This is a genomic window from Burkholderia sp. IDO3 (genome assembly GCF_003366075.1).
GTDB classification, from domain to species: Bacteria; Pseudomonadota; Gammaproteobacteria; order Burkholderiales; family Burkholderiaceae; genus Burkholderia; species Burkholderia anthina.
On the sequence record NZ_CP028963.1, the window covers coordinates 3,005,167 to 3,026,577 of the forward strand.

The 21,411-nt window shown below is 59.7% G+C and carries 19 protein-coding genes; 7 read left to right on the forward strand and 12 right to left on the reverse strand.

Going from position 1 to position 21,411, the window contains the following annotated elements:
• Nucleotides 1-91: 91 nt before the first annotated feature.
• The 5 genes from DCN14_RS28750 to DCN14_RS28770 form a co-directional block, all read right to left on the reverse strand.
• Nucleotides 92-829, reverse strand: a complete 738-nt coding sequence (locus tag DCN14_RS28750) for a hypothetical protein (RefSeq protein WP_143331705.1) — start codon at nt 827-829, stop codon at nt 92-94.
• 95 nt (nt 830-924) lie between these two features.
• Complete coding sequence (locus tag DCN14_RS28755; RefSeq protein WP_096507161.1) at nt 925-2,280, reverse strand: relaxase/mobilization nuclease domain-containing protein; 1,356 nt, start codon at nt 2,278-2,280, stop codon at nt 925-927.
• Nucleotides 2,277-2,681: a plasmid mobilization relaxosome protein MobC gene (locus DCN14_RS28760; RefSeq protein WP_096507160.1), complete on the reverse strand. Its 405-nt coding sequence runs from the start codon at nt 2,679-2,681 to the stop codon at nt 2,277-2,279. Before DCN14_RS28760 ends, DCN14_RS28755 begins: the two co-directional genes overlap by 4 nt.
• Before the next feature lie 260 nt (nt 2,682-2,941).
• Complete coding sequence (locus tag DCN14_RS28765; protein ID WP_162826252.1) at nt 2,942-4,843, reverse strand: endonuclease NucS domain-containing protein; 1,902 nt, start codon at nt 4,841-4,843, stop codon at nt 2,942-2,944.
• Nucleotides 4,844-4,910: 67 nt separating this feature from the next.
• Nucleotides 4,911-5,714 carry a hypothetical protein gene (locus DCN14_RS28770; RefSeq protein ID WP_096507158.1) on the reverse strand — a complete coding sequence of 268 codons (804 nt, stop codon included), beginning with the start codon at nt 5,712-5,714 and terminating at the stop codon, nt 4,911-4,913.
• A 137-nt stretch (nt 5,715-5,851) separates the two neighbouring features.
• Between DCN14_RS28770 and DCN14_RS28775 the strand changes: the two genes are divergently transcribed.
• The 4 genes from DCN14_RS28775 to DCN14_RS38130 all read left to right on the forward strand — a co-directional run bounded on the left by DCN14_RS28775 (nt 5,852) and on the right by DCN14_RS38130 (nt 11,046).
• Nucleotides 5,852-7,138: an MT-A70 family methyltransferase gene (locus tag DCN14_RS28775; protein ID WP_096507157.1), complete on the forward strand. Its 1,287-nt coding sequence runs from the start codon at nt 5,852-5,854 to the stop codon at nt 7,136-7,138.
• Nucleotides 7,139-7,485: 347 nt separating this feature from the next.
• Nucleotides 7,486-8,643: an SIR2 family protein gene (locus tag DCN14_RS28780; protein ID WP_096507156.1), complete on the forward strand. Its 1,158-nt coding sequence runs from the start codon at nt 7,486-7,488 to the stop codon at nt 8,641-8,643.
• A 2-nt stretch (nt 8,644-8,645) separates the two neighbouring features.
• Entirely contained in the window at nt 8,646-10,412 is a 1,767-nt protein-coding gene (locus DCN14_RS28785; protein WP_096507155.1) for an ATP-binding protein, read from the forward strand.
• 235 nt (nt 10,413-10,647) lie between these two features.
• Entirely contained in the window at nt 10,648-11,046 is a 399-nt protein-coding gene (locus DCN14_RS38130; RefSeq protein ID WP_143331704.1) for a hypothetical protein, read from the forward strand.
• Here DCN14_RS38130 and DCN14_RS28800 read toward each other — a convergent pair.
• The 3 genes from DCN14_RS28800 to DCN14_RS28810 form a co-directional block, all read right to left on the reverse strand.
• Complete coding sequence (locus tag DCN14_RS28800) at nt 11,043-12,020, reverse strand: replication initiation protein (protein WP_096507152.1); 978 nt, start codon at nt 12,018-12,020, stop codon at nt 11,043-11,045. The two genes, DCN14_RS38130 and DCN14_RS28800, sit on opposite strands and share 4 nt — an antisense overlap.
• 345 nt (nt 12,021-12,365) lie before the next feature.
• A complete protein-coding gene (locus DCN14_RS28805; protein ID WP_096507151.1) occupies nt 12,366-13,340 on the reverse strand; it encodes a LysR family transcriptional regulator in 975 nt (324 codons plus the stop codon).
• A gap of 197 nt (nt 13,341-13,537) precedes the next feature.
• A complete protein-coding gene (locus DCN14_RS28810; RefSeq protein WP_096507150.1) occupies nt 13,538-14,506 on the reverse strand; it encodes a GlxA family transcriptional regulator in 969 nt (322 codons plus the stop codon).
• Between the two features lie 117 nt (nt 14,507-14,623).
• Between DCN14_RS28810 and DCN14_RS28815 the strand changes: the two genes are divergently transcribed.
• Nucleotides 14,624-15,307, forward strand: a complete 684-nt coding sequence (locus tag DCN14_RS28815) for a DJ-1/PfpI family protein (protein WP_096507149.1) — start codon at nt 14,624-14,626, stop codon at nt 15,305-15,307.
• 79 nt (nt 15,308-15,386) lie between these two features.
• Nucleotides 15,387-15,698 (forward strand): cupin, encoded by a 312-nt coding sequence (locus DCN14_RS28820; RefSeq protein WP_096507148.1) that lies wholly within the window; start codon nt 15,387-15,389, stop codon nt 15,696-15,698.
• A 9-nt stretch (nt 15,699-15,707) separates the two neighbouring features.
• Here the strand turns inward: DCN14_RS28820 and DCN14_RS28825 are convergent, their stop codons facing one another.
• The 4 genes from DCN14_RS28825 to DCN14_RS28840 all read right to left on the reverse strand — a co-directional run bounded on the left by DCN14_RS28825 (nt 15,708) and on the right by DCN14_RS28840 (nt 20,261).
• Nucleotides 15,708-15,992, reverse strand: coding sequence for a PAAR domain-containing protein (locus tag DCN14_RS28825; protein ID WP_096507147.1), 285 nt, complete (start codon nt 15,990-15,992; stop codon nt 15,708-15,710).
• Between the two features lie 134 nt (nt 15,993-16,126).
• Nucleotides 16,127-17,329 carry a porin gene (locus tag DCN14_RS28830; protein WP_096507146.1) on the reverse strand — a complete coding sequence of 401 codons (1,203 nt, stop codon included), beginning with the start codon at nt 17,327-17,329 and terminating at the stop codon, nt 16,127-16,129.
• A 114-nt stretch (nt 17,330-17,443) separates the two neighbouring features.
• Nucleotides 17,444-18,916 (reverse strand): amidase, encoded by a 1,473-nt coding sequence (locus DCN14_RS28835; RefSeq protein WP_096507145.1) that lies wholly within the window; start codon nt 18,914-18,916, stop codon nt 17,444-17,446.
• 28 nt (nt 18,917-18,944) lie between these two features.
• On the reverse strand, nt 18,945-20,261 hold the full coding sequence (locus DCN14_RS28840; RefSeq protein WP_096507144.1) for an MFS transporter: 1,317 nt from the start codon (nt 20,259-20,261) through the stop codon (nt 18,945-18,947).
• A 199-nt stretch (nt 20,262-20,460) separates the two neighbouring features.
• On the opposite strand from DCN14_RS28840, the gene DCN14_RS28845 reads away from it, so the two are divergent.
• Nucleotides 20,461-21,378 (forward strand): LysR substrate-binding domain-containing protein, encoded by a 918-nt coding sequence (locus tag DCN14_RS28845; RefSeq protein WP_096507143.1) that lies wholly within the window; start codon nt 20,461-20,463, stop codon nt 21,376-21,378.
• The last annotated feature ends 33 nt before the right edge of the window (nt 21,379-21,411 follow it).

Sequence of the window (21,411 nt, forward strand, 5' to 3'; positions counted from 1 at the left end):
CCTCTATCGGTCACGGGCTAGAAAACGGTGGGTAAGCCGTTCTGTCTATGCTACTCGTTGCATCAGGTATCCATGGCTGCGCCTTATAGCTTTACTTCCCTCCTACATGCCGATCGGCAGGAGCGATGTCTTTTGGCACAGTGTCGAGATCTCGATCCGCCAGAGAATAATCATGGGTGGCCCCATTTAAATACAAAACAACCCGATCCTTTGTTTCCGCCAGCTTGAATCCCTGAGTAATTGGTACCCCGCCCTTGCTCAGGGCGAAACACATATCTTTTGAAGTGATGCACCCTTTGTCGAAGCTGGACTGATCTTGGCGTGCAACCTGTCGGCCGACGCTTTCGCCAATTGCACCCGGGATCGAGAAAAACATGCCGAATCCGATGATCCCCCAGAGGGCCATGACCAGACATAGGGAAAAAATGCATGTGGAAAATGCGAGATTTGAGAGAGTTGGATACGACTTGACAATCTTCTTGGGCCTCTCCAGAAATTTCCTTTCCTTGAATTTAGCAGCAACGAGGTAGATTCCTCGCCAGAACGAAAAATATAGGATGACGAACGGAAATATCTTCCAATGCGCCGTGGACCACTCGAGCAACGCATTTCCCGCGTGCAAGAACGCTATCGCACCGTAGATCATGGACGTGTCCCGATCCAATGGAAATGCTTGGCTATCGATGTGAAAGTGCTCTAGATACGCACCATAGTAGGACTGCCCCATGAAGTAATCTGTACCCGTAAGTACGACTCCTATCGTTCCGATAATTGCTGCCCACAGCCAATCCGGCAGCTTCGATAGATAATTCTTGTCTGCTTCTTCCATGTCAAACTCTTCTCTTGTATGCATATCTGAATGTCCCAAGAGCACTGTCTTCTTCAAACAGAGAAGGACATGTCTCGGGTAGGGGTTCGACTTGGTTACTTGCCTAGACCGGAGGGCAGACGGACGATTCCGTTTGTCATGTTGAGCTGCCGTTGTCTGGCCTGGGCAAGCTGCAATTCTAGTCGTCGCTTGCGTTCCATCAGGGCGGTCAATTTCCGTTCGGCATTGGCTTTCTGCTCGGGACTTCTCGCGCTGTTCATCTCTGAGACAGCAGAATTGATACTGGACTCAAGGTCAGACAGGCTTGCCATGAGACCAGCGATACCAAAATCGCTCGTCATATTGGCCCGGTCGCCCATGACAGCCTGATCGCGCATCATCTTGATCGTCCGAATCACGTTTGGCTTGTTCTCGCATTTGATGGGTGACGAATCGACGGTCTGCTCGCGGGTGATGGCTTGGAGTGGATTCTTCTCTTTCATGGCACTCTCCTTTGTTGTTATGGTTGGTTGGAACACGGACTGCAATTGCGCCTCTCGGCGTTGCTGCAATCGTTCGGATCGCAACACACGAGGCATCAGGTAGGCACGGACATTGAACTGCCTGCGTGCCTCAACAAGTTGTTGCAGAGTGTCTCGTGTCTGCCGGTATTCGGTAGGCGACAAGCGATGTTCCTGCCGGTCATCGCGAGCCTGTATGACGATCTGCTGGTAATCGGCATCAGCACGATAGAGCGGGCCGCGAAAGCGTTTAGCTTTCTCTGCCCCCGGGAACTTCATCGACAGATAGTCCTTGCCCTTGCGGGTGATCTCGACGCCGTATTCGCTCGACAGGAAATAGCATAACTGGTCTCGGTCGGCTATCTGCCCCGTTCGGATAGCTTTGGTCAACCGCCGATGCAGGTATAGCTTGTTGCTGCGATCCCTCCTACCGTCTGCCGTGTATCGTTCAAAATCACTGAGGGCGAGCTTGAGTGGATCAGGCACGACCTGGGCATAGCCGAGCCGGTGATTCGTCACCTGGGTAAAGGCTTCGTAGAGCCGGATGTTCTGTTGACCGAGTGGATGAATGTTCATACGTCTGCCGGTCTGCATCTCGGTCATCGGCACGACGAAATGGATTTCGGTGTTGCCCTTGTCGCGATGCAGGACGAACAGGGCATTGACATTGCGTGAGCCGAGGCCGGGGCAGACGGTCTGCTTGAACGACTGGATAACCTCGCGCATCTGCTCACGGGTCGGCTGCTCGTTGTCGCGAAAGGCAATCGCGCCCGATACATACTTGTGCTTTCTCTGAATGCCGTTGATCACTGCAACGGTCAGGTCGGGATTGCCGTCCATAACCTCGGGGGCAACCGAACGAGGCTGGCCGGTGTGATCACGGTCGCCCATCAGATAGTTGATCGGGGACTCGCCGCGCGAAATCCCCGCGTTGAATACACGGACGATCATGCGTTGCCCGTGCCTCTCCCCTGCTTTACTTCTCTCCAGACATATTCGGCACACTCCTGAAGCTGGAGCAGGGCGACCAGCATGTCATCGTCGGGCTGCTGACGATCTCGTAGCAGGGTGGCGATTTCGGCCACATTGTTGCCGATGAAATTGATGGCCTGCAGCCATGCGATATGTGTGTCGGATAACGAGGCAGGGCCTACGAGTGCAGTTTCGCGAAGGTATTGGGCTAGGTTGCCGTAGCCGGCTTCGAGAGCACGTTGACCGATCTTCTCTCGTTCGACCGGGCTGACGCGAACATCAATGTGTCGGTCACGACGATGGATGTTGCCGTCGATGCCGGACTGTCCGGCCTGCTTCTTGATGAGTGAGGCAAACGCCTCATGCTGTTGCTGTTCCATATCGGCTCCTTGTTATGGTTGTTATTGAGCCGAATACGTACATCGTGTCCCGTCTGTTGGTGCTGCCTTTCGGGGACTGGGGCGAAGCCCCAGAGATATCGTTTAACACGGCATGTCGGTGTTAAACGTTGACCTTGTTTAGGTTTCTGTTTTTCGACTCTCTATACAAATACCGGAATCTCTCCGAAAGTCCAGTCCTCATCCGACGAGCGGCGAGGATACCGCTCAAGCGGTATCCCCACGACCAACACTTTTTCGTTTTACTGAAGAAAGCCACCTACCAGTAACCAACCGTTTTCGTCACGGAGGTACAACTGCCCTTTTCCCGGCCCAATAGCTCCGCCACCGAATACGAAGCAGGCTGCGCACATACATCCCCAAGGGCTACCATTTCCCGCTACCGCCCCATCAATCATATATTTCTCGTCCTCGAGAGAATCGCCGCAAACATCACAGTCGTCGGGGGCGCCATAGAAGTACCGTTTCGATTCTTCACCTCTTGCTATATCTGCAATGTCGTCCAGTACGGTATTGGGTGAAGTTCCATCCCAGAGACCTCCAATAGATCGTTCGGATATTCTACGAACGACGAGGCGCACAAATTTTTCGTTATCCTCGACGTATTTTTCAAATAGTTCCAATGGATTGGCTTGATCGCATGAACGCCAGCGATCATCGCGAAAAATATAAAAATCTTGAGCAGTACCCGTAGTGATATCGGATCGAAACGATCGATACGCAAGCCCCATGTCTTCGATGATGTCGGCATCCCTTGATTCTCGACCACCCCATGTCATTGTAAAGAGAAGAAGAGAAATATCCCCTTCATAGTATTTTTTCAAAATCTCCCGATATTCCTGTGGTCTGCCCATGGCTTCTAGGCAACCGTAATACATACGAACGGCTTCGGGATTCCGAACGATAATATGGTACGACGGAAGATACAAAATCCCATCGTCGCGGGACATTGCAAAATATAATGTTAGAAGTGCGGTGGATGGATTAAATATGGAGATTTCCATTTCCCCATCTGGAAATTCGACTTCGATCTCACTTATCTCTCGGGCGAGATGGCTTTGCCATACTGGGTTTTGGTCAAGGCAATTATTTATGTCGGCTCGTGCAGCAGACATGTGTGCTTTATTTGAGATCGACACAATCCGCTTGAAGCGCTGGCCCGTCGACCCATCCTCCCCTCTAAGTTCGGCGAGAATGGATTCGTCGCTCAGCAGAGTGTTCCGTTCAAAGACTCCGTGACGAATGACGCTATTTACATTACATCCCAGATCGTTCAAGAACTTCGAGAATTTTGCCGGATAACCGATCTCGTAATGGTCTTGGTCTGGAGTGGGCTCTACGGTTGAGACCGATTCATATAAATACCCCAGTGATTCGCTCGCGTCCATGTCTGCGATGGTTTCTCTTACTTCATCTAGCTGGTCTGCATCACGCTCGAGAATACGAAGACATTCATCGTGATTCAATTGCATCGCAAAATAGGCAATGAATTCGTAGACAGGTAAAGATGGGCCTTCGCCATCGCTCGTTGCCACTCCTATAGCATTCCACATGTTGGCTTGATGATCGGAGTGAATCGGTCCGGATGGTTGCAAAATGGCAATTACGTAATTTGCAATGCCTTTCTCCTTACACGAACGCTCAATTGATGCCAGCCCTTTCCTTAATGAACTCTCATCAAGATACCAATTTACATCATGCCAAGGAGCGATGAATCGACCTTGGTTGATCGGCAGCAATGAAATCGGAGAAGAACTTATCCGAAATGGTGAATCTTCAACTTCGAGTTTCAATCCCAATATGGTGAGCGTGCTGTCTGATACGAAGCGAGAAAATGAAACCAGCAATTCAGCCCATTCGGTCGAGGCGATAATAATACGGATTTCCTCGTCGCGAACGCCAAGATGGCGCTTAACGCCCTCTGCATATTTCTGAACTTCATGAATTGCCTCTCGCGAAGCGGGATTACTTCGTTTTAGCTCGATCAGAACATGATGTCCCTGGGCATCTCTCGCATATAAATCGATAAATCCTCTTGTCCCCAAATCGTTGGGGATATATTTTTCCTTATCAAGAAGAGTGAGTCCGGACTCAAGAATTTCTATGTTTTCGGCGATATAATCACGTAGTTCGGCTTCGGTCACGATTTCCTCTACTTGCTCGCTTAAATTTTTAGTGAGACATCGGAAAATCTTGCTGCAAGCTTACCGCTCAAGCGGTAGGCTTGGGATCGGATTCGGCAAATGCCAAATCCGCATAACGTGCTTCTCGTTCACGTTCGGCTTCGAGCAGAGTGAATGCCGACAGAATGCCCGCTCGAGCATGCTCCTTGAAGTGCTCGTAGATTCCGAACGGCTCCAGCAGTTGTTGAGCGACTATGCCGTGCAGCCCAAGCATCAGATAGTTCGTGACGGGCACTTCGCTGTTAATCTCAAGGCTCAATCGCCAAAGTGCTACGGCCGATGTCAGCATCGCGAGTGATACCTTCAATTCCTGCACCTTGATTGCAGCGATGACGATGTGATCATCGTCAGTCATCCAGTTCCGTGCGATGCCTTCCCACATCATTTCGCGGTTGAGGCCAAACCGATCGAAAACTGCCGTGATGACATCGGAAAACGGTTTACTGCGTGCGAACAGCGAAGCAATGCCTGGCGGGTCGATCTGGAGGATGGCATCTCGCAGTTCCGGACCTTTCCCTCCGAGTGCGAGCCACAAGGGCGAGTGCTGAGCTTCCGGTGTCTCCCGTGGCCCAACGCGGAACGTTCCGAGCGTGCCGGGCAGAAATTCCTCAACCTCATCAAGCGTGTCATCACTGGGCTTGGTCTGCCCATTTGCATACTGCTTGAACTCTCTTGGCGAGAGTGGCGCGTCTTCCTTGAACTGAAGACGAAGGGCACGTTGCGCATAGCGATTAGCCAGCGCGGTTAGCCCTTTTGCCCCAGTAAGCCGCTGCGCCTCACGCAACCACGCGATGGTTCTCATCTGCGTGATCGGGCTTTCCTTCCCTGCCATAAATTTCCCCGAAATTCGTGGCAAAGGGACTGCACGGCAAGCAGTCGTCGTTCTATCAGGCCATCAACGCCGCACGGAAGTGATCACCGGATCGGCGTGGTGCCGATCCGATTGTCTTAACTACAAGGAGCATTCATATGAAGACTATCGAATATACTAAATACCAAATCCACAGTGCCGCAGCACTGTTCCCGCCGATGTCTGACGGTGAGTTCGCGGAACTCATGGCGGACATCGGAACGAACGGCCAGCAGATGCCGATCCTGGTGTACCGCAACAAGATCGTGGATGGCCGTGAACGGCTGCGGGCTTGCCATAAACTCGGAATTGAGCCGGTATACAAGGATGTGGGCAAACTGGATGTGCCGACTTCGGCATTCATCGTCAGCCAGAACCTGCATCGTCGTCATCTGAGCGATAGCCAGCGGGCGATGATTGCCGCGAAGCTGTCCAATACGAAGAAGGGTACCAATCAGCATACCGCTGAAGCGGTATCCCAGAAGCAGGCGGCCAGTGCCTGCAATGTTTCGGTCGATTCGCTGCAACGGGCATCCAAGGTGCTCGAATCCGGACACGAAGACCTGATCCAGTCGGTCGAGTCCGGCGAACTCGATGTCAGCAACGCGGCCACACTGATTACCCTGCCCCGGGAGGAACTGGACGATCTGGTGCAGAGGTCAGCCAAGGAAATGATCGCCCGTGCCAAAAAGGAGCGCGACGAGGCGCGTGACGAATTGCGCAAGCGCAAACTCGAACAGATTGATAAGACACGCAAGAACAGTCAGCCGTTTGATCACGGTGTCGGGCCGTTCAATGTGATCTATGCCGATCCGCCCTGGGATTACATTCCCGAAGTGCAGCTTGGTTATCCGGCCATGAAGCTGGATGCCATCTGTGATCTGCTTCGCGGCAGTAAGGCGGTGTCCCCAGATGCCGTGCTGTTTCTCTGGGTTCCGGCTTCGCTGATCGCTGAAGGGTTGAAAGTGATCGAGGCCTGGGGATTCCGCTATATCACCCATGCGATTTGGCACAAAGGGGAAAGTGGCATGGGGTCATATTTCCGGATGGCCCATGAGGTGCTGATGTTTGCGACCCGCGGCAGCACGGCGATTCCCGAGGTGCCGACCGGGGCACGGCCTGGATCGGTATTCAGCTACAGACGTGGTATGCACAGCCAGAAGCCGGAGGAATTGTATTGGGTGATTGAACGGATGTACCCGGAACTCCCGAAGATGGAACTGTTTCGCCGTGGTGTTTCCCGTGACGGCTGGTATTCCTGGGGTAACGAAGTGCAGCATGGCCCGGCGACTCCGCTCGGGCAACAGATCGTCGATGCGATGGCGGTCGAGCCGGTGGCTGGCGAACTGACGGAAATGGTCGAAGCAGGTGATGCGGTCAACGATCTGGAGCCGCAGGCAGCATAGTGGTAAAAAGACCTCTGCACATGAGCACATCGCAGAACGGTTGAAGCAGGCAGTTTGATGATTGATGCAGTACACAAGAATGGTCGAAATGTGCTTCGGCCATTTTTTATTTGTGTTTGCCCTTCGGGCTGGTGTTTCCTTCCCGTTGTCCTGTTCGGGACTTCGATTTCCCTCTGATCCGCATGCCGCTCGTGCGGTATCCTGGCGTTGGCGGTGCGCAGATGCGATCCGAGCACACGGGCTAATTACCTGACCGGGGCCGTGCCGGTCGAAAAACACCAACTTTCATCTGGTAATCATGCGAAGTGGTGTAATCTTGACCGCACATCTGCCTGAGGTGCGTAAAGATGGCCGAGCATGATCCCTTGCGTTTTGCTACAGGTCTGAGTGCCAAGTTGGCAACACGATCTCGTCACGTATGCACTGTGTTTGGTGCAGGCACATCGAAGGCGTGCGGATTGCCGGACATCGCTGAGTTGCAACAGCGAATTCTTGCCGCTCTCCCTGAGGCTCAACGCACTGCATTGACCGGCCAACTCAATGGAAGAAATCTCGAAGAAGGCTTGAGTAGGCTGAGGCGTATCTCTGCGCTTTTGACTGGCGATCAGACAATCGATGGGCTAACGGCAGCCGGTGCGACAGAGCTAGATCGAGCGATTTGTCGAGCAATCATTTCGGAAGTCGACATAAGCGGAGCCGACCGTACCGCGACGCGCCATTTCGCCGCGTGGCTGGCACGAGCAAACTATCATTTCCCCGTAGAAATATTCACGGTGAACTACGACCTGCTGTTCGAGACGGCTCTCGAAGAATTTCAGGTACCTTACTTTGACGGATTCATAGGAAACCTTCGAGCAAGATTTCAAACTGATCTAGTCGAGACTGCTCCAGGATCCGAGCAGGATTCGGTGCCCGCTTTCTTTACGCGCCTTTGGAAGCTGCATGGGTCGGTGAATTGGGAATGGGATGATCGGCAGGTGGTTCGCGTCGGCCAAGCGGTGCGTGAAGAGGTCGCGGCAGCAATATATCCGTCAGACACGAAATACGAAGAGTCGCGGCGTGTTCCTTTTCTCGTGCTGCAAGACCGTATGCGCAGGGCGTTGCACCAGCCGGAAACCCTTGTGATTGTTGCCGGGTATTCGTTCGGGGACGCACACCTCAATGAATTGCTATTCGATGCCGCTGTCCGCCGAGAACGCACGGAAATAGCGGTCTTCTGCTATTCGGACATCCCAGAGTTACTAGCTGAGCGAGCGCAACTCACTCCAAACATACAGGTTGTTGGGGATCACGAAGCAATTATCGGAGGCGTAAGGGCCCCCTGGGCGCAGCCGGAAAATGACATAGGCGGCATATTTGAGCGTGGCAGTTTTCGGCTTGGTGATTTCGGGCGATTGGCGCAATTTTTGGCGAAAAGCGCCTCAAGGGAGCCCGAGGTTGACACCCGCCTGCGCCAATTGCTTGATGTCATAGTGCCAAATCTCCCGATCAACGGAGAAGCATAGAGATGAGGGATCTTGATCCGACTTGCGTAGGCAAGGTCCGTCACGTCCTTGGGTCGACCGTTACCGTTGCCTTAAATCCCGATTTGGCTGGTGTAGCGCCGATCTATAAAGGTCAGTTGCAACCTATCGGGCAGATCGGATCCTTGGTGAGGATCCCACAAGGTCTCATTGACCTCATCGCAACAGTCACATTAGTAGGAATCTCCGAGCTTGCCGACAAAGTAGCTCCGTTTGACGCGGTTCAGCGAGACGAACGATGGCTTCAAGTTCAACTTCTCGGAGAAATTGATCGTGCGACAGGGCAGTTCCAGCGTGGGGTCGGTACGTTTCCGGGCCTTGATGACCCGGTTCATTTTGCCACCCCTGACGAGCTGGCGGCCATATTTCCACGTGCGGATGAAACACATCTTCGATTGGGGCGTTTAGCTGCGGCCGAGGATGTGCCTATTTGTGTGAACGTATCGAAATTCGTGATGCGTCACGCTGCGGTTGTGGGATCGACTGGATCTGGGAAGACAAGCGTTGTCGCGTCGCTGATGCAGAACTTTGTACGCGGCGGGTGGGGGGCGGCAAACATAATCGTTGTCGATCCGCATGGTGAATATGCGCGGGCGCTTGTCGATAGTGCGTCGGTTCGCAGCGTATTGGCGGGCGGGGCCGGGAACCGATTGCGGGTCCCTTATTGGGCGCTTCCCGCCGTAGACATAATTCGCATCTTTACAGGCACGTCAGGCGGTGCGAGCTTCGTCAATAGATTCAACGAGCTGGTCGCTCAAGCACGGCGAGAATTCGTAGCGGCAGCAGAGTGGCTGAACTTGGATCCGACGGCGGTCACTGCCGATACTCCAGTTCCATTCGACATCCGACCTGTATGGCACAGACTCGACTCCGAGAACCGCGAAACCCGTCGTGAGAAGGGAAATCCGGCTACGTCATGTCGAGAAGAGGATGGCGATCCGGCCACGCTTCGGCCCGCCAGATTCACGCCATATGGGCAAGGTGGACAACCTCCGCATCAGGCACCGACCTACAGCATGTATGGTTCCATGCCTGAGTTGTTACGTCTTGGATTGCTAGATCAGCGACTCAGATTCTTTCAAGAGCCGATGGGCAACCATGTGGGACCTGATCCGCTCGTGGAAGTTATGCAGGAATGGCTCGGCGGCGATCGGCCCGTTTCAGTGCTTGATTTCAGCGGCGTACCCGCCGTGGCGGCTGATCTCGCTATCGGCGTAGTTCTCAATATGCTGTTCGAAGTCGCGCTTCGAAGTGAACCGAGGGGACCTGGCATCGGAAGGCCAAGTCCGGTCTTGGTTGTCCTTGAAGAGGCTCACCGCTACTTGGGTGAATCAGCAAACGCAACGACTCGCGATTCGGCCAATCGTATCGCGCGTGAAGGCCGTAAATATGGGGTGGGTCTCCTGCTCGTAACACAACGACCAACTGAGCTTCCGGACACTGCTCTGGCGCAATGCGGGACCTTGATCGCTCTTCGTTTAACAAATGCTGGAGATCAGGGAGCAATACGTTCTGCTCTACCGGATATGGTAGCGGGCCTTGCCTCAGTTTTGCCATCACTGCGCACAGGTGAGGCGATAGTGAGTGGTGAGTCTCTCGTGCTACCCGTAAGGGCGATGCTGGACAAACCGAATCCAATGCCGCTGGCTGAAGACCCTTCGCTCGATTCATGGCGGATGGATCCTCAGCCGCCTGATATTGCTGCGCCCTTGGCGGCTTGGCGCGGAACATACGAGGCTGAACATGAATGATTGGATACCGGTGGCCGGCTCAACCCGGATTGTTGCGGAAAAATACGACGCGGAGTCTGAGACAATTTACGTGCGGTTCCCAGATGGCGTTGAGTGGTGGTATTCGGGCTGTCCTCCGCATGTTTGGGAGGCGTTTACAGCACCTGGGCAGTCGCGAGGACAATACATCCATCAAGTGCTCGACTACAAGCCAAACGGTCGTTACGCTGGTTAATTGATTGCATTTGGTGTTCAGATGCGTAAAGCGCTTCAAAACCCTAGATTTCTTCTCATTTTTTCGATGTTGGCTGTCGGGTTGTCTGTCCACGCTGACCTGGGAAAGTCGTCATGGGTGTGGTTCCAGCGATCAGGGGCTATTGTCACGTTGGCTGGAGCATTGCTCGGTTACCGCAGCGTCATTCGCCTAGGCCGACATGGTGTGGGTGGTGCATCCATGCATATCGCAATGGGAAAAATCGTCTCAGTAGATGACTCTGGTCCGATCCAGACTGCAAAGATCAAATACGACGAAGAGACGATCGAGCGATTTCGTCAAGATGGCTTGGATAAGGTCGCAGGTTATCTCGGAGCGTGGATGATCGTTCTTGGTACTGCCATTTGGGCTTACGGCGATTTGCTCGGGCAAGTTTTCTAGCATCTCAGTCCAAGGTGCGCTGTCGCTTCCTGAAAATATTTGCTGACGGTCTTTATGTTCATGCCAGTGTGCTCTACGAGCAGGCGACGGCTAAGCTCGTTCCGATAGGCGGGATATAGCTCGTTAGCCGCGTTGACCAGTGTGTCGAGCGACTTCTGCCGACGCACTGCGTTGGTGTGGTCTGCTCCGCGACGCATACGCTCGACGGTTGTTTCATCGGAGAAAGTCAGCACGTGGCGACGGCTATCGACCGAGTTCCGGTTTTTCCAATGCCATTTGGCAACAGATCGAGCGGTCGCCCTGATTTCGGAAACGGGTAGTGGCCTGTCGAAATGCCCGTTGATTTCCTCGGCTTGGGCAAGGGCTGATCGATACCAGACATCCATATCACCGTGCTGACGCACGGCACTGTATGCCCACAGACGAAGTGTATGGAACAGTTCGTCGTTGCGGCCCTGGATGACGATGTTGCCGGGAAGCGAATGCACGGTCGACCGCTTGGGTAGGTCGATCCACTCGATAAAGTCCGTCAGATCGTAGCTGGTCGGGAACGTGATGACTTCCCAAGCGGGATGCAACGGATTCTTCGTCAGCGTGTGATTAAAGGCGGGGTCAGCTGATAGACGAGATTCCATCTCGGACTGAATCGCCTCGAAATAATCCTGTGGGGCGCTCCGACTGTTCCGGTGGTACGCAACCGGGGTATTGAGCCGGTAGAGCATGTGGCAATGCCCGTTCGTTCGGTTCACGGTGATGATGGTGGGGGCTGGTAGGTTGGCATCCTCGAACCGGAATGCCGATGCTGGGCTGTCGAGGTCAAAGCTGAGGTAAGCCCGATAGACCGGGTTCAGTCCGCAATAGGCGAACTGATCGACCTTCTCGCGCTTGCGAAACTTGGTGCCTTCCGCGAAATCGTTGGTGGTGACTACGGCCTCATTCAGATGGTTATAGAAATCTTCTAGTTGTCGGTTCATTCATTTTGTTCGTTGTACAGACAACTAACAAACAAAATTTCCAACACGAAGTCAAGGCCCGCCACGCAGCAATGTTGAGTTCGCTTGCTCGGTGGCTAGGGCCTTCCGGATTGGTGGCTAACGTGGGACACTTGGTGCGTCCGTTTTTTCCGAAAATTCGACCTACCATATGGGGTAAGTGGTTGATCTTGAATGATTTTTCATGAAATGGAATTTCATCCCTGATTCGCCACCAAATGCGAAAAGCCGCTGTTCCGCAAGGATCAGCGGCTTTTTTCATTGTCTCATCCGGCGCAAGCGGGTATCGCGCGTCACCCGTCTTTCAGGTCACGCGCATGTTGCGCGCTATGCCACCACCGCCCCGCGCTGCGACTCAGGCACCTCCGCCCGCACTTTCCCTCGCCAGTTCTCCCCGCCTTCCAGCGCCGGCGTCGATTCGAACAACTCCGCGATCCAGTCCGCGAACACGCGCACCTTCTGCGACAGATGCCGGTTGTGCGGATACACGATCGAGATCGGCTTGGGTTTCGGATTGCAGTCGGGCAGCACCTCGACGAGCGAACCATCGAGCAGGTTCGGCAGCACCATGAACAGCGTCGGCTGGATCATCCCGAACCCTTCGAGCCCGCACGTCACGTACGCATCCGAATCGTTGACGGTCACGCTGCCGTTCATCCGCACCTCGACCGGCTTGCCCTCGATCATGAACACCCACGGAATCGCGCGCGCGCCGTGGCTCGCCCGGAAATTCACCGCATGGTGATCGGCGAGATCGGCGATCTCCTGCGGCTCGCCATGGCGCGCCAGATAGTCGGGCGACGCGCAGGTCACGCGCTTGAGCATCCCGATCCGCCGCGCGACCATCGACGAATCCTCGAGCGGCCCGACCCGGATCATGCAGTCGATGCCCTCCTCGACCGGATCGACGTAGCGGTCCGACAAGCCAAGATCGAGCGTGATGTCCGGATAGCGCTGCCGGAAGCGCGACAACTCGGGCAGCACGACGCGCCGCCCGAGCGAGCTCGGCATGTGTACGCGCAGCACGCCGCTCGGCTTGCGGTTGCCGGTCTGGAAACTCGCGTCGGCTTCCGCGATCTCCGAAATGATCTTCATGCAATGCTCGTAGTACGCGGCGCCCTCCGGCGTCAGCGACAGCCGGCGCGTCGTCCGGTGCATCAGGCGCACGCCGAGCAGCGCCTCGAGATTCTGGATGATGGTCGTTACCGACGCGCGCGGCATCGCGAGCGTGTCGGCCGCGCGCGTAAAGCTGTTTGCGTCGACCACGCGGGTGAAAACTTCCATTGCCTGGATGCGGTCCATGCTGCGCCCCCTTCGAATCGCTAACGGAACAGAATAGAGCGCGCCGCGGGCACGGCACAAGCCCCCGCCTATTGTTCTCCACTTCTGAATAGTCGCAGCGTTTCGGACTCGAAAGTGATCGACCTGCGTTCAGTTCGACACCGCAATCGTTCCGCCCCCGGCAATCGCACGCGGCCGCCAACGGCGTATCGGTGCCGTTACCGCACGAACCGCTCGCGATAGCCCTGCGGCGACACGCCGAGCACGCGCACGAAACTGCGCCGCAGCGTCTCTTCGGAACCGAAGCCGCAGCGCGTGGCAATTCGCTTGATGGGCCACGTGGTTTCACCGAGCAGACGCTGCGCAGCCTCGATACGGATCTGCTCGACCGCGCGCGCCGGCGTGCGGCCGGTTTCGGCGCGATAGTGACGCACGAAGCTGCGCTCGCTCATGCTGACGCGCTCGGCCAGCGCCGGCACCGACAGGTCGGCCGCCAGATGCTCGGCGATCCACGCATGCAGCTCGCCGAAGCGATCGTCGGTGCGCTGCATCGACAGCATCGCGCTGAACTGCGCCTGTCCGCCCGGCCGCTTCAGGAACACGACGAGTTCACGCGCGGCGTCGAGTGCGACCGCCCGCCCGAGATCCTCCTCGACGAGCGCGAGCGCGAGATCGATGCCGGCCGTCACGCCGGCCGACGTCCACAACGCGCCTTCGCGGATGAAGATCGGATCGGCTTCGACGCGCACGTTCGGGTAGCGCGCCGCGAATTCGTCGCAGCGCGCCCAGTGCGTGACCGCACGCCGCCCGTCGAGCAAGCCGGCCTCGGCAAGCAGGAACGCGCCGGTGCAGACCGACGCGACACGTCGTGCGCGCTGCGCCTGCTGCCGGACCCAGCGCACCATCCGCGCATCCCGCGACGCCGCCTGCACACCCTTGCCGCCGGCCACGATCACCGTATCGGGCCGTCCGGCCGAGCGCAGCGAATCGGCCATCACGACGAGGCCGGACGACGTCTCGATCGGCCCCGCGTCGGCGGCGACGACGCGCGGCGCATACGGTGCGGGCTGGCCGCGCTCCTGCGCGAGCTCGTTGACGGAAGCGAACACCTGCAGCGGCCCGGTCACGTCGAGCAGTTGCGCACGGGGAAACGCGAGGACCAGGATCGAGCGTGGCGCAGCGGACATGGCGATTGGCTGAAAACGTGGGTGATATGGCAATTTCGCCAAACACTACGCGCCTAGAATCGATCTGTCCATCGTGCGCCGGCCGCGGCGCGTTCCCCTTCCATCCGGAGTGTTCGCATGACCCTGCATATCGGCCTTCTCGTGTTTCCGGGCGTCCAGCAACTCGATCTCACCGGCCCGCATGACGTGCTCGCGTCGCTGCCCGACGCGGCCGTCCATCTCGTCTGGAAATCGCGCGACACGGTCGCGTCGAGCAGCGGCCTCGCGCTCGCGCCGACCTGCACGTTCGACGACTGCCCGCCGCTCGACGTGATCTGCGTGCCCGGCGGAATCGGAATCAACGCGTTGCTGCTCGATGCCGAAACGATCGCGTTCGTGCAGCAGCGCGCGGCCACGGCGCGCTACGTGACGTCGGTCTGCACGGGCGCGCTGCTGCTCGGCGTGGCCGGCCTGCTGCGCGGACGCCGCGCAACGACGCACTGGACCTTTCATTCGCTGCTGGAGCCGCTCGGCGCGGTGCCCGTGCGCGAACGCGTGGTGCGCGACGGCAACCTGATCACCGGCGGCGGCGTAACGGCCGGCATCGACTTCGCATTGACGATCGCCGCCGAGCTGGCCGGCGACGAAGAGGCGCAGTCGATCCAGCTCGCGCTCGAATACGCGCCGGCGCCGCCGTTCAATGCGGGCTCGCCGGATACCGCACCGGCATCGGTCCTGAAACGCGTGACGGAGCGCTCGGCGGCCGGTCTGGAGAAGCGCAGGCAGATCGTCGACGCCGCGTTGCGTGCGATGTCGCGCTGACACCGAGCAAACGGCATCCCGCAGGCGGGCACCGTCCGTCCGCCGGCCTGTCAGCGTATCAGCACGCAAGGATCCATCGATGAACATCGTCCGCAGTCGCGCGTTCACCGCGCAGCGCCCATGGGGTGCACTGGACATTGCGAACCTGAACGGCATCACGGTCCGTCTGCACTGGACCGATCAGCCGTACCGATGGCACGTGAACGACGGCGAGGAAGTGTTCGCGGTGCTCGACGGCCGTGTCGAGATGCGCTATCGAGAAGCGGGCATCGAGCATGCGGCGGTGCTCGAAACGGGAGACGTTTTCCATGCGACGGTCGGCACCGAACACGTCGCGCACCCGCTCGGCGAAGCGCGCATCCTCGTGATCGAGACCGAAGGCAGCGTCTGACGACGGGCTTCAGCCCGAGATGGTCCCCGTGCCCTGCGACGGGATCAGCTTCGGTTGCGGCGTGCACAGGCACTGGCACAGGTCGTGTTCGAGCGCGACGACCTTGCCCATCACGGTCATCGTCCGCTCCCCGCCGTCCGACACGATCACGCCCTGGGTCTTGCACGTGGCGCAGAACACCGGCGCGCCGAGATAGGCAAGCTCGCGGCCGTCGAACGACGAATTGGCGATTCCGTCGAGCACGACGCCGCCATGGTCGGTCGTGTCGCCCTTCAGAATGAATTTTCGGCTCATGTTCGGCTCTCCCTCGGAAACGCCGCGCAACGCAGCGTCGGGCCGCGTGCGGGCAATCGGTATCCGCCCGTCGGTCGCGGGCGTTTCGCGAGGATATCACCGTGCGGCCGATCTCCATCGTCCGGCTCGGCGCGTCAGAACTTGTGCCGCATGCCGATGCGCGCCTCGAACTGCCGGTCGTTCGCGGACGCGCCCGGGCCGTTGATCGCCGCGACGGCCGCATGCCCCGTCGAATCGGTGCCCGACGCGCGCTGATAGACGGCGGTCACATAGACGTCCGTACGCTTCGACAGGAAATAATCGAGCCCGGCCGCGACCTGATGATATGTCGCGCCGTCACGTCCGTTCACGCCGCCGCCGCGCGTGTAGTCGTACGCGACGCCGCCGAACAGATAGGGCGTGAACTGGTAGCGCACGCTCGCCTCGGCGTTGTTGAACACCGCGTTGCCGGACACGCCGCCCGGGTTCGGTCCGGACGACAGGTCGCCGAGCTGGCGGAACGACGTGTTCGTATACATCGCGCCGAGCGTCACCGCGCCGATCGCGTAGGTGCCGCCCACCGCCGCGACCTGCAGCGTGCGCGCCGATGCATAGCCCGAATACACCGGCGACAGCATGTTGTTGCCGGGCACGCCGCCCACGGTCGGCGCGGGGCTGCCGGTCGTGCCGAAGAACGACACGTTGGGGTTGCGCGCATTCAGGTAGCCGGCCGCCACCGCGAGCGGCCCGCGCGTATAGCCGACGGTCGCCGACCACACCTGGTCGCGCGTCGCCGCGCCCGCCACGCCGCCGACCCCGACCATCGCCGCAAAGCGGAACCCGCCGTAGTCGTTGCTCGTGAACTTGATCGCATTGTTGGTCGAGTTCGCGTTGTTCACGTTGTCGAGGTCGCCGGGGTGCGCAACCATGTAGCCGCCGAACAGCGCGGCGGCCTCCAGCGGGCCAAGGAAGTCGACGTTGGTGTCGTATTGCCGGCCGAGCGTCACGGTGCCGAACGGCCCCGACAACCCGACGAACGCCTTCTTGCCGAAGATCAGCCCGCCCTGCCCGAGCTTGCCGGTGCTCGGATCGAACCCGTTCTCGAGCGTGAAGACCGCCGCCAGCCCGCCGCCGAGATCCTCGCTGCCGCGCAGCCCCCAGCGGCTTGCCTGCTGCACGCCGCCCAGCAACCGCAGCGCGGGCTTGCCACTTACCGTGCCGTTCGCACCGGTCGACGCGACATTGCTCGTGTAGGTCAGCCCTTCATCGATAATGCCGTACAGCGTGACGCTGCTCTGTGCGTGCGCCGCACCCGCGATCAGCGCGACGCCCGCGCCTGCCAACAGCCGTTTTTTCATCGAGAGATCTCCATTGCGCGGGTCGAATGGCCAAACGCAGGCGTGCGCGCCCCCCGCAGGCGCGCGGCCTGCCGGCACAAACCGGAACGGTCCGGTGTCAGCCGGGAAAAATGGTCAGCGCAGTGCGTCGATGACGACGGGCGGCGGCGTCCAGCAACGGCCGGCCGCGACTTCGTACGCATGGCCGAGTTGCAGCACGCCCCAGTCGTCGCGGTAGCGGCCGACGATCTGCATGCCGATCGGCAAGCCGGTCGCGGAGAAGCCGCACGGCACCGACAGGATCGGCGCCTCGGTCGACGACAGCAGCCAGCACACGCGCATCCAGTCGATGTAGGAGGTATTCGCGATGCCGAGCACATCGGCGGGCGCGCGCAGCGCGGCGTCGAACGGCATCACCTGGGTCGTCGGCAGCACGTAGAACGCATGGCGCTGCATGAACGCGCGCATCCGTTCGAACAGGCGCGTCTTCGTCACGAACATGCGGCCGAGATCCGCGGCCGTGAGCGAGCGATGCAGCCGGTATTCGTCGAGGAGCTCGGGTTTCAGCGCCGCGCGCTGCCGCTCGTCGAAACCGTCGACCAGCGTGCCGATCATCCACGCGCGCTCGATCCGGAACACGTCCTCGGCTTCGGCGAGATCGGGGTCGTCGAATTCGACTTCGCAGCCGAGCGACGCGAATACGCGCGCCTGCGCGTCCACCGCGCGCCGGATCTCGGGATCGACCGGCACGCCGGGCAGACCGCGCGACATCGCGATCCGCGTGCCGCGGAAATCGCGTTCGAGCGGCTGCGCGAAGCGCGCGCCCGGCTCCGCGATTTCGGTCGCCGTTTCGCCGCTCGGCCCGGCGATCGCCGACAGCAGCAACGCGGTATCGGCGACATCGCGCGCCATCGGCCCGTCGACGCCGAGCGTCGCCCAGCCGTTGAGGTCCGGTGCACGCGGCACGCGGCCGGACGACGGCCGCAGCCCGACGACGTTGTTCCACGCGGCCGGGTTGCGCAGCGAGCCGCCCATGTCGCTGCCGCACGCGAGCGGATTCATCCCGCATGCGAGCGCGGCCGCCGCGCCGCCGCTGCTGCCGCCCGCGGAGCGCGTCAGGTCCCACGGATTGCGCGTGGTGCCGAACACCTCGTTGAACGTATGCGAGCCGGCGCCGAATTCCGGCGTGTTCGACTTGCCGATCATCAGCGCGCCGGCGCTCGCGCAGCGGCGCACGATCAGCGCGTCATGCTGCGGCACGTGATCGGCGAACAACGGCGAACCGAAGGTCGTGCGCACGCCGCGCGTCGCGGTCAGATCCTTCTGCGACACCGGCAGCCCGTGCAGCGGCCCCTGCCATTCGCCGCGCATCCAGCGCGCATCGAGCTCGCGCGCCCGGGCGCGCAGCGCATCGGGATCGACGAGGGTGACAAGCGCATTCACGCGCGGATTGACCGTCGCGATTCGCGCGAGATGCGCATCGAGCAGGTCGCACGCGCCGATCTGCCGGGACTTCAGCAGCTCGAGCATCGTGCGTGCGGGCAGGTCGCACAGGTCGCCGGCGGCGACGTCGGCAGGCGACGACGAAAACGGAACGGTAGTAGTCATGGGGCGAATGGAAGAATAAGAATAACGATCAGTCATCCTGATCGCTTCGGTCCGACGCAAACACGAGTGCGACGAGCGACAGCACACCGCAGACGATCACGTACCACGCCGGCGCGGCCGGATTGCCGGTCGTGCCGATCAGCCAGGTGACGATGAACTGCGCAAAGCCGCCGAAGATCGATACGCCGCCGGCATACGCGATCGACAGCGCGGTCGCACGCGTGCTCTTCGGAAACAGCTCCGCGAGGATCACGCCGTTCGCGCCGGCGTTGATCGAATGCAGCGCGGCGAGCAGCATCACGACGGCGTACATCGTCGCGATCGACGGCACCGCGCGGATCAGCCAGAAGCCCGGAAGGATCAGCACGGTCAGCGCCACGCGCGTCCACAGTGCGACACGCTTGCTGCCGACGCGGTCCGACAGGCGTCCGCCGATCGGCGCGGCGACGAACATCACCGCACCGGACAGGATCCCGCACCACAGCGCGGTATCCATCGGCAGGTGCAGCACCCGGATCGCGTACGTCGACATGTAATAGAGGACGATGAAGTGCGCGGCCGTGCCGCCGACCACGAGGCCGAGCGCGGTCAGCACCGCGCCGCCGTCGCGCCGCAGCACGGTGCCGAGCACCGCGGACGAGCGTCGCGCAGCGGCGGCCGGCGCATGCTGCTCGATCGCATTGAAGCGTGCGCGCAGATACAGGCCGACCGGCGCGATCAGCACACCGGCGAGAAACGGCACGCGCCAGCCCCACGATTCGAGCGCGGCCGGCTCGAGGAAATACGACAGCAGGAAGCCGACGAACGAGCCGGCCAGCGCCGCGGCGCCCTGGCTCGCGAATTGCCAGCTCGTGTAGTAGCCGCGTTCGCCGGGCGGCGCACGCTCGGCGAGCAGCGACGTCGATACGCCGACTTCGCCGCCGGCCGAAAAACCCTGCAGCAGCCGCGCGAGCACGACGAGCACGGGCGCCGCGACGCCGATCTGCGCATAGGTCGGCAGAATGCCGATCATCCCTGTGCCGAGCGCCATCGTGACGAGCGTGAGGTTCATGGCCGGCACGCGGCCGAAGCGGTCGGCCACGAGCCCGATCGCGACGCCGCCGAGCGGCCGCGCGATGAAGCCGACGCCGAACGTCGCGACCGACATCAGCAATTGCTGCTGCGCGGACGCGGCCGGAAAAAACAGTTTGCCGAGCAGCACCGCGAAGAAGCTGAACACGGTGAGATCGAAGAATTCGAGGCCGTTGCCGATCGTGATTGCGACGATCAGCTGGCGATTGGACGGGGATGCGGCAGCGTCGCCGACATGCCCGCCGAACATGCTGTCCGCTCGGGGCGCCTTCATGAAGGTGTGTCTCCGTACTGGTTGTGCGTGTCTGGTGCGCGGCCCGTTCGACGGCCTGCGCATGCAGTCTAGGCATTCAAAATACGCAGCCCGGAGCGACATTTTTCGATCGTGATAACGCATGGTTATCACGTGTTTTTCCCGCGCCGGCGCGGTGTAGGATACGAACGTCGCCACTGCTGCCGCGCCCCGCCACGCCGTGAAACATCACCAGCTCCGCGCGCTTGCCGCCATCGCCGAACACGGCAGCCTGCGCGCCGCCGCGCGCGCCATCCATTTGTCGCAGCCCGCGCTCACGAAGGCGATCCGCGAACTCGAGCAAGACCTCGGCGTGCCGCTCGTCACGCGCAACGCGCGCGGCGCGCAGCTCACGCGCTTCGGGCAGGCCGTCCATGCACGCGCGCGGCTGATCCTCGCGGAAATGCAGCATGCGCGCGACGACGTGATCCAGTTGTCGGGCGGCACGGAAGGCGCGCTCGCGTGCGCGTTGACGCCGCTGATGTCGCTCGGCTTCCTGCCGGCCGCGCTCGACGCATTCCGCCAGCGGATGCCGACGATCCGCCTGGACGTGCGCGAAGGCTTTCTCGACACGGCACTGCCGCGCCTGCGCGACGGCTCGCTCGATTTCGTGATCGCGATCGTCGATGCGACGCGGCTGTCGCCCGAATTCACGTTCCGGCCGCTGCTCGAATCGGAGCTGATCCTGATGACGCGCGCGAGCAATCCGCTGCGCCACTGCACGTCGCTCGCGCAGCTGCAGGATGCGCAGTGGGTGCTCAACACGTCGCCGGAAAGCATCGGCCGGTTGCTGCAGAACGTGTTCGTCGCGCACGGCTACCCGGCGCCGCAGCCGATCGTCGAATGCACGTCGTTCAGCGCGGCGTTCTCGCTGTCGGTGCACACCGACACCGTGTCGTGCGTGCCGAAGCACTTCATGGAAGTCGACTGGATACGCGAGCGGATGGTCACGATCGACGTGGAGGAGACGATTCCGGCCGTGTCGGCCGGCGTGCTCACGCGGCGCGATGCGCTGAACACGCTCGCATGCGACTACCTGATCCACTGCTTCGTCGAAGCCGTGCGCCGGTACGATCCAGCGAAGCTGCTGTGGCGATAGCGACGCGTTCCGTTCGAATCGAATCGAGCCGGA

Bases quoted from the DNA above. Each gene is read 5' to 3' on its own strand.
- DCN14_RS28840 (WP_096507144.1), bottom strand. From the start codon at position 20,261: ATGAAGGCGCCCCGAGCGGACAGCATGTTCGGCGGGCATGTCGGCGAC.
- DCN14_RS28835 (WP_096507145.1), bottom strand. From the start codon at position 18,916: ATGACTACTACCGTTCCGTTTTCGTCGTCGCCTGCCGACGTCGCCGCC.
- DCN14_RS28755 (WP_096507161.1), bottom strand. From the start codon at position 2,280: ATGATCGTCCGTGTATTCAACGCGGGGATTTCGCGCGGCGAGTCCCCG.
- DCN14_RS28785 (WP_096507155.1), top strand. From the start codon at position 8,646: ATGAGGGATCTTGATCCGACTTGCGTAGGCAAGGTCCGTCACGTCCTT.
- DCN14_RS28830 (WP_096507146.1), bottom strand. From the start codon at position 17,329: ATGAAAAAACGGCTGTTGGCAGGCGCGGGCGTCGCGCTGATCGCGGGT.
- DCN14_RS28805 (WP_096507151.1), bottom strand. From the start codon at position 13,340: ATGGACCGCATCCAGGCAATGGAAGTTTTCACCCGCGTGGTCGACGCA.
- DCN14_RS28780 (WP_096507156.1), top strand. From the start codon at position 7,486: ATGGCCGAGCATGATCCCTTGCGTTTTGCTACAGGTCTGAGTGCCAAG.
- DCN14_RS28815 (WP_096507149.1), top strand. From the start codon at position 14,624: ATGACCCTGCATATCGGCCTTCTCGTGTTTCCGGGCGTCCAGCAACTC.
- DCN14_RS28775 (WP_096507157.1), top strand. From the start codon at position 5,852: ATGAAGACTATCGAATATACTAAATACCAAATCCACAGTGCCGCAGCA.
- DCN14_RS28825 (WP_096507147.1), bottom strand. From the start codon at position 15,992: ATGAGCCGAAAATTCATTCTGAAGGGCGACACGACCGACCATGGCGGC.
- DCN14_RS28800 (WP_096507152.1), bottom strand. From the start codon at position 12,020: ATGAACCGACAACTAGAAGATTTCTATAACCATCTGAATGAGGCCGTA.
- DCN14_RS38130 (WP_143331704.1), top strand. From the start codon at position 10,648: ATGCGTAAAGCGCTTCAAAACCCTAGATTTCTTCTCATTTTTTCGATG.
- DCN14_RS28770 (WP_096507158.1), bottom strand. From the start codon at position 5,714: ATGGCAGGGAAGGAAAGCCCGATCACGCAGATGAGAACCATCGCGTGG.
- DCN14_RS28820 (WP_096507148.1), top strand. From the start codon at position 15,387: ATGAACATCGTCCGCAGTCGCGCGTTCACCGCGCAGCGCCCATGGGGT.
- DCN14_RS28760 (WP_096507160.1), bottom strand. From the start codon at position 2,681: ATGGAACAGCAACAGCATGAGGCGTTTGCCTCACTCATCAAGAAGCAG.
- DCN14_RS28750 (WP_143331705.1), bottom strand. From the start codon at position 829: ATGGAAGAAGCAGACAAGAATTATCTATCGAAGCTGCCGGATTGGCTG.
- DCN14_RS28810 (WP_096507150.1), bottom strand. From the start codon at position 14,506: ATGTCCGCTGCGCCACGCTCGATCCTGGTCCTCGCGTTTCCCCGTGCG.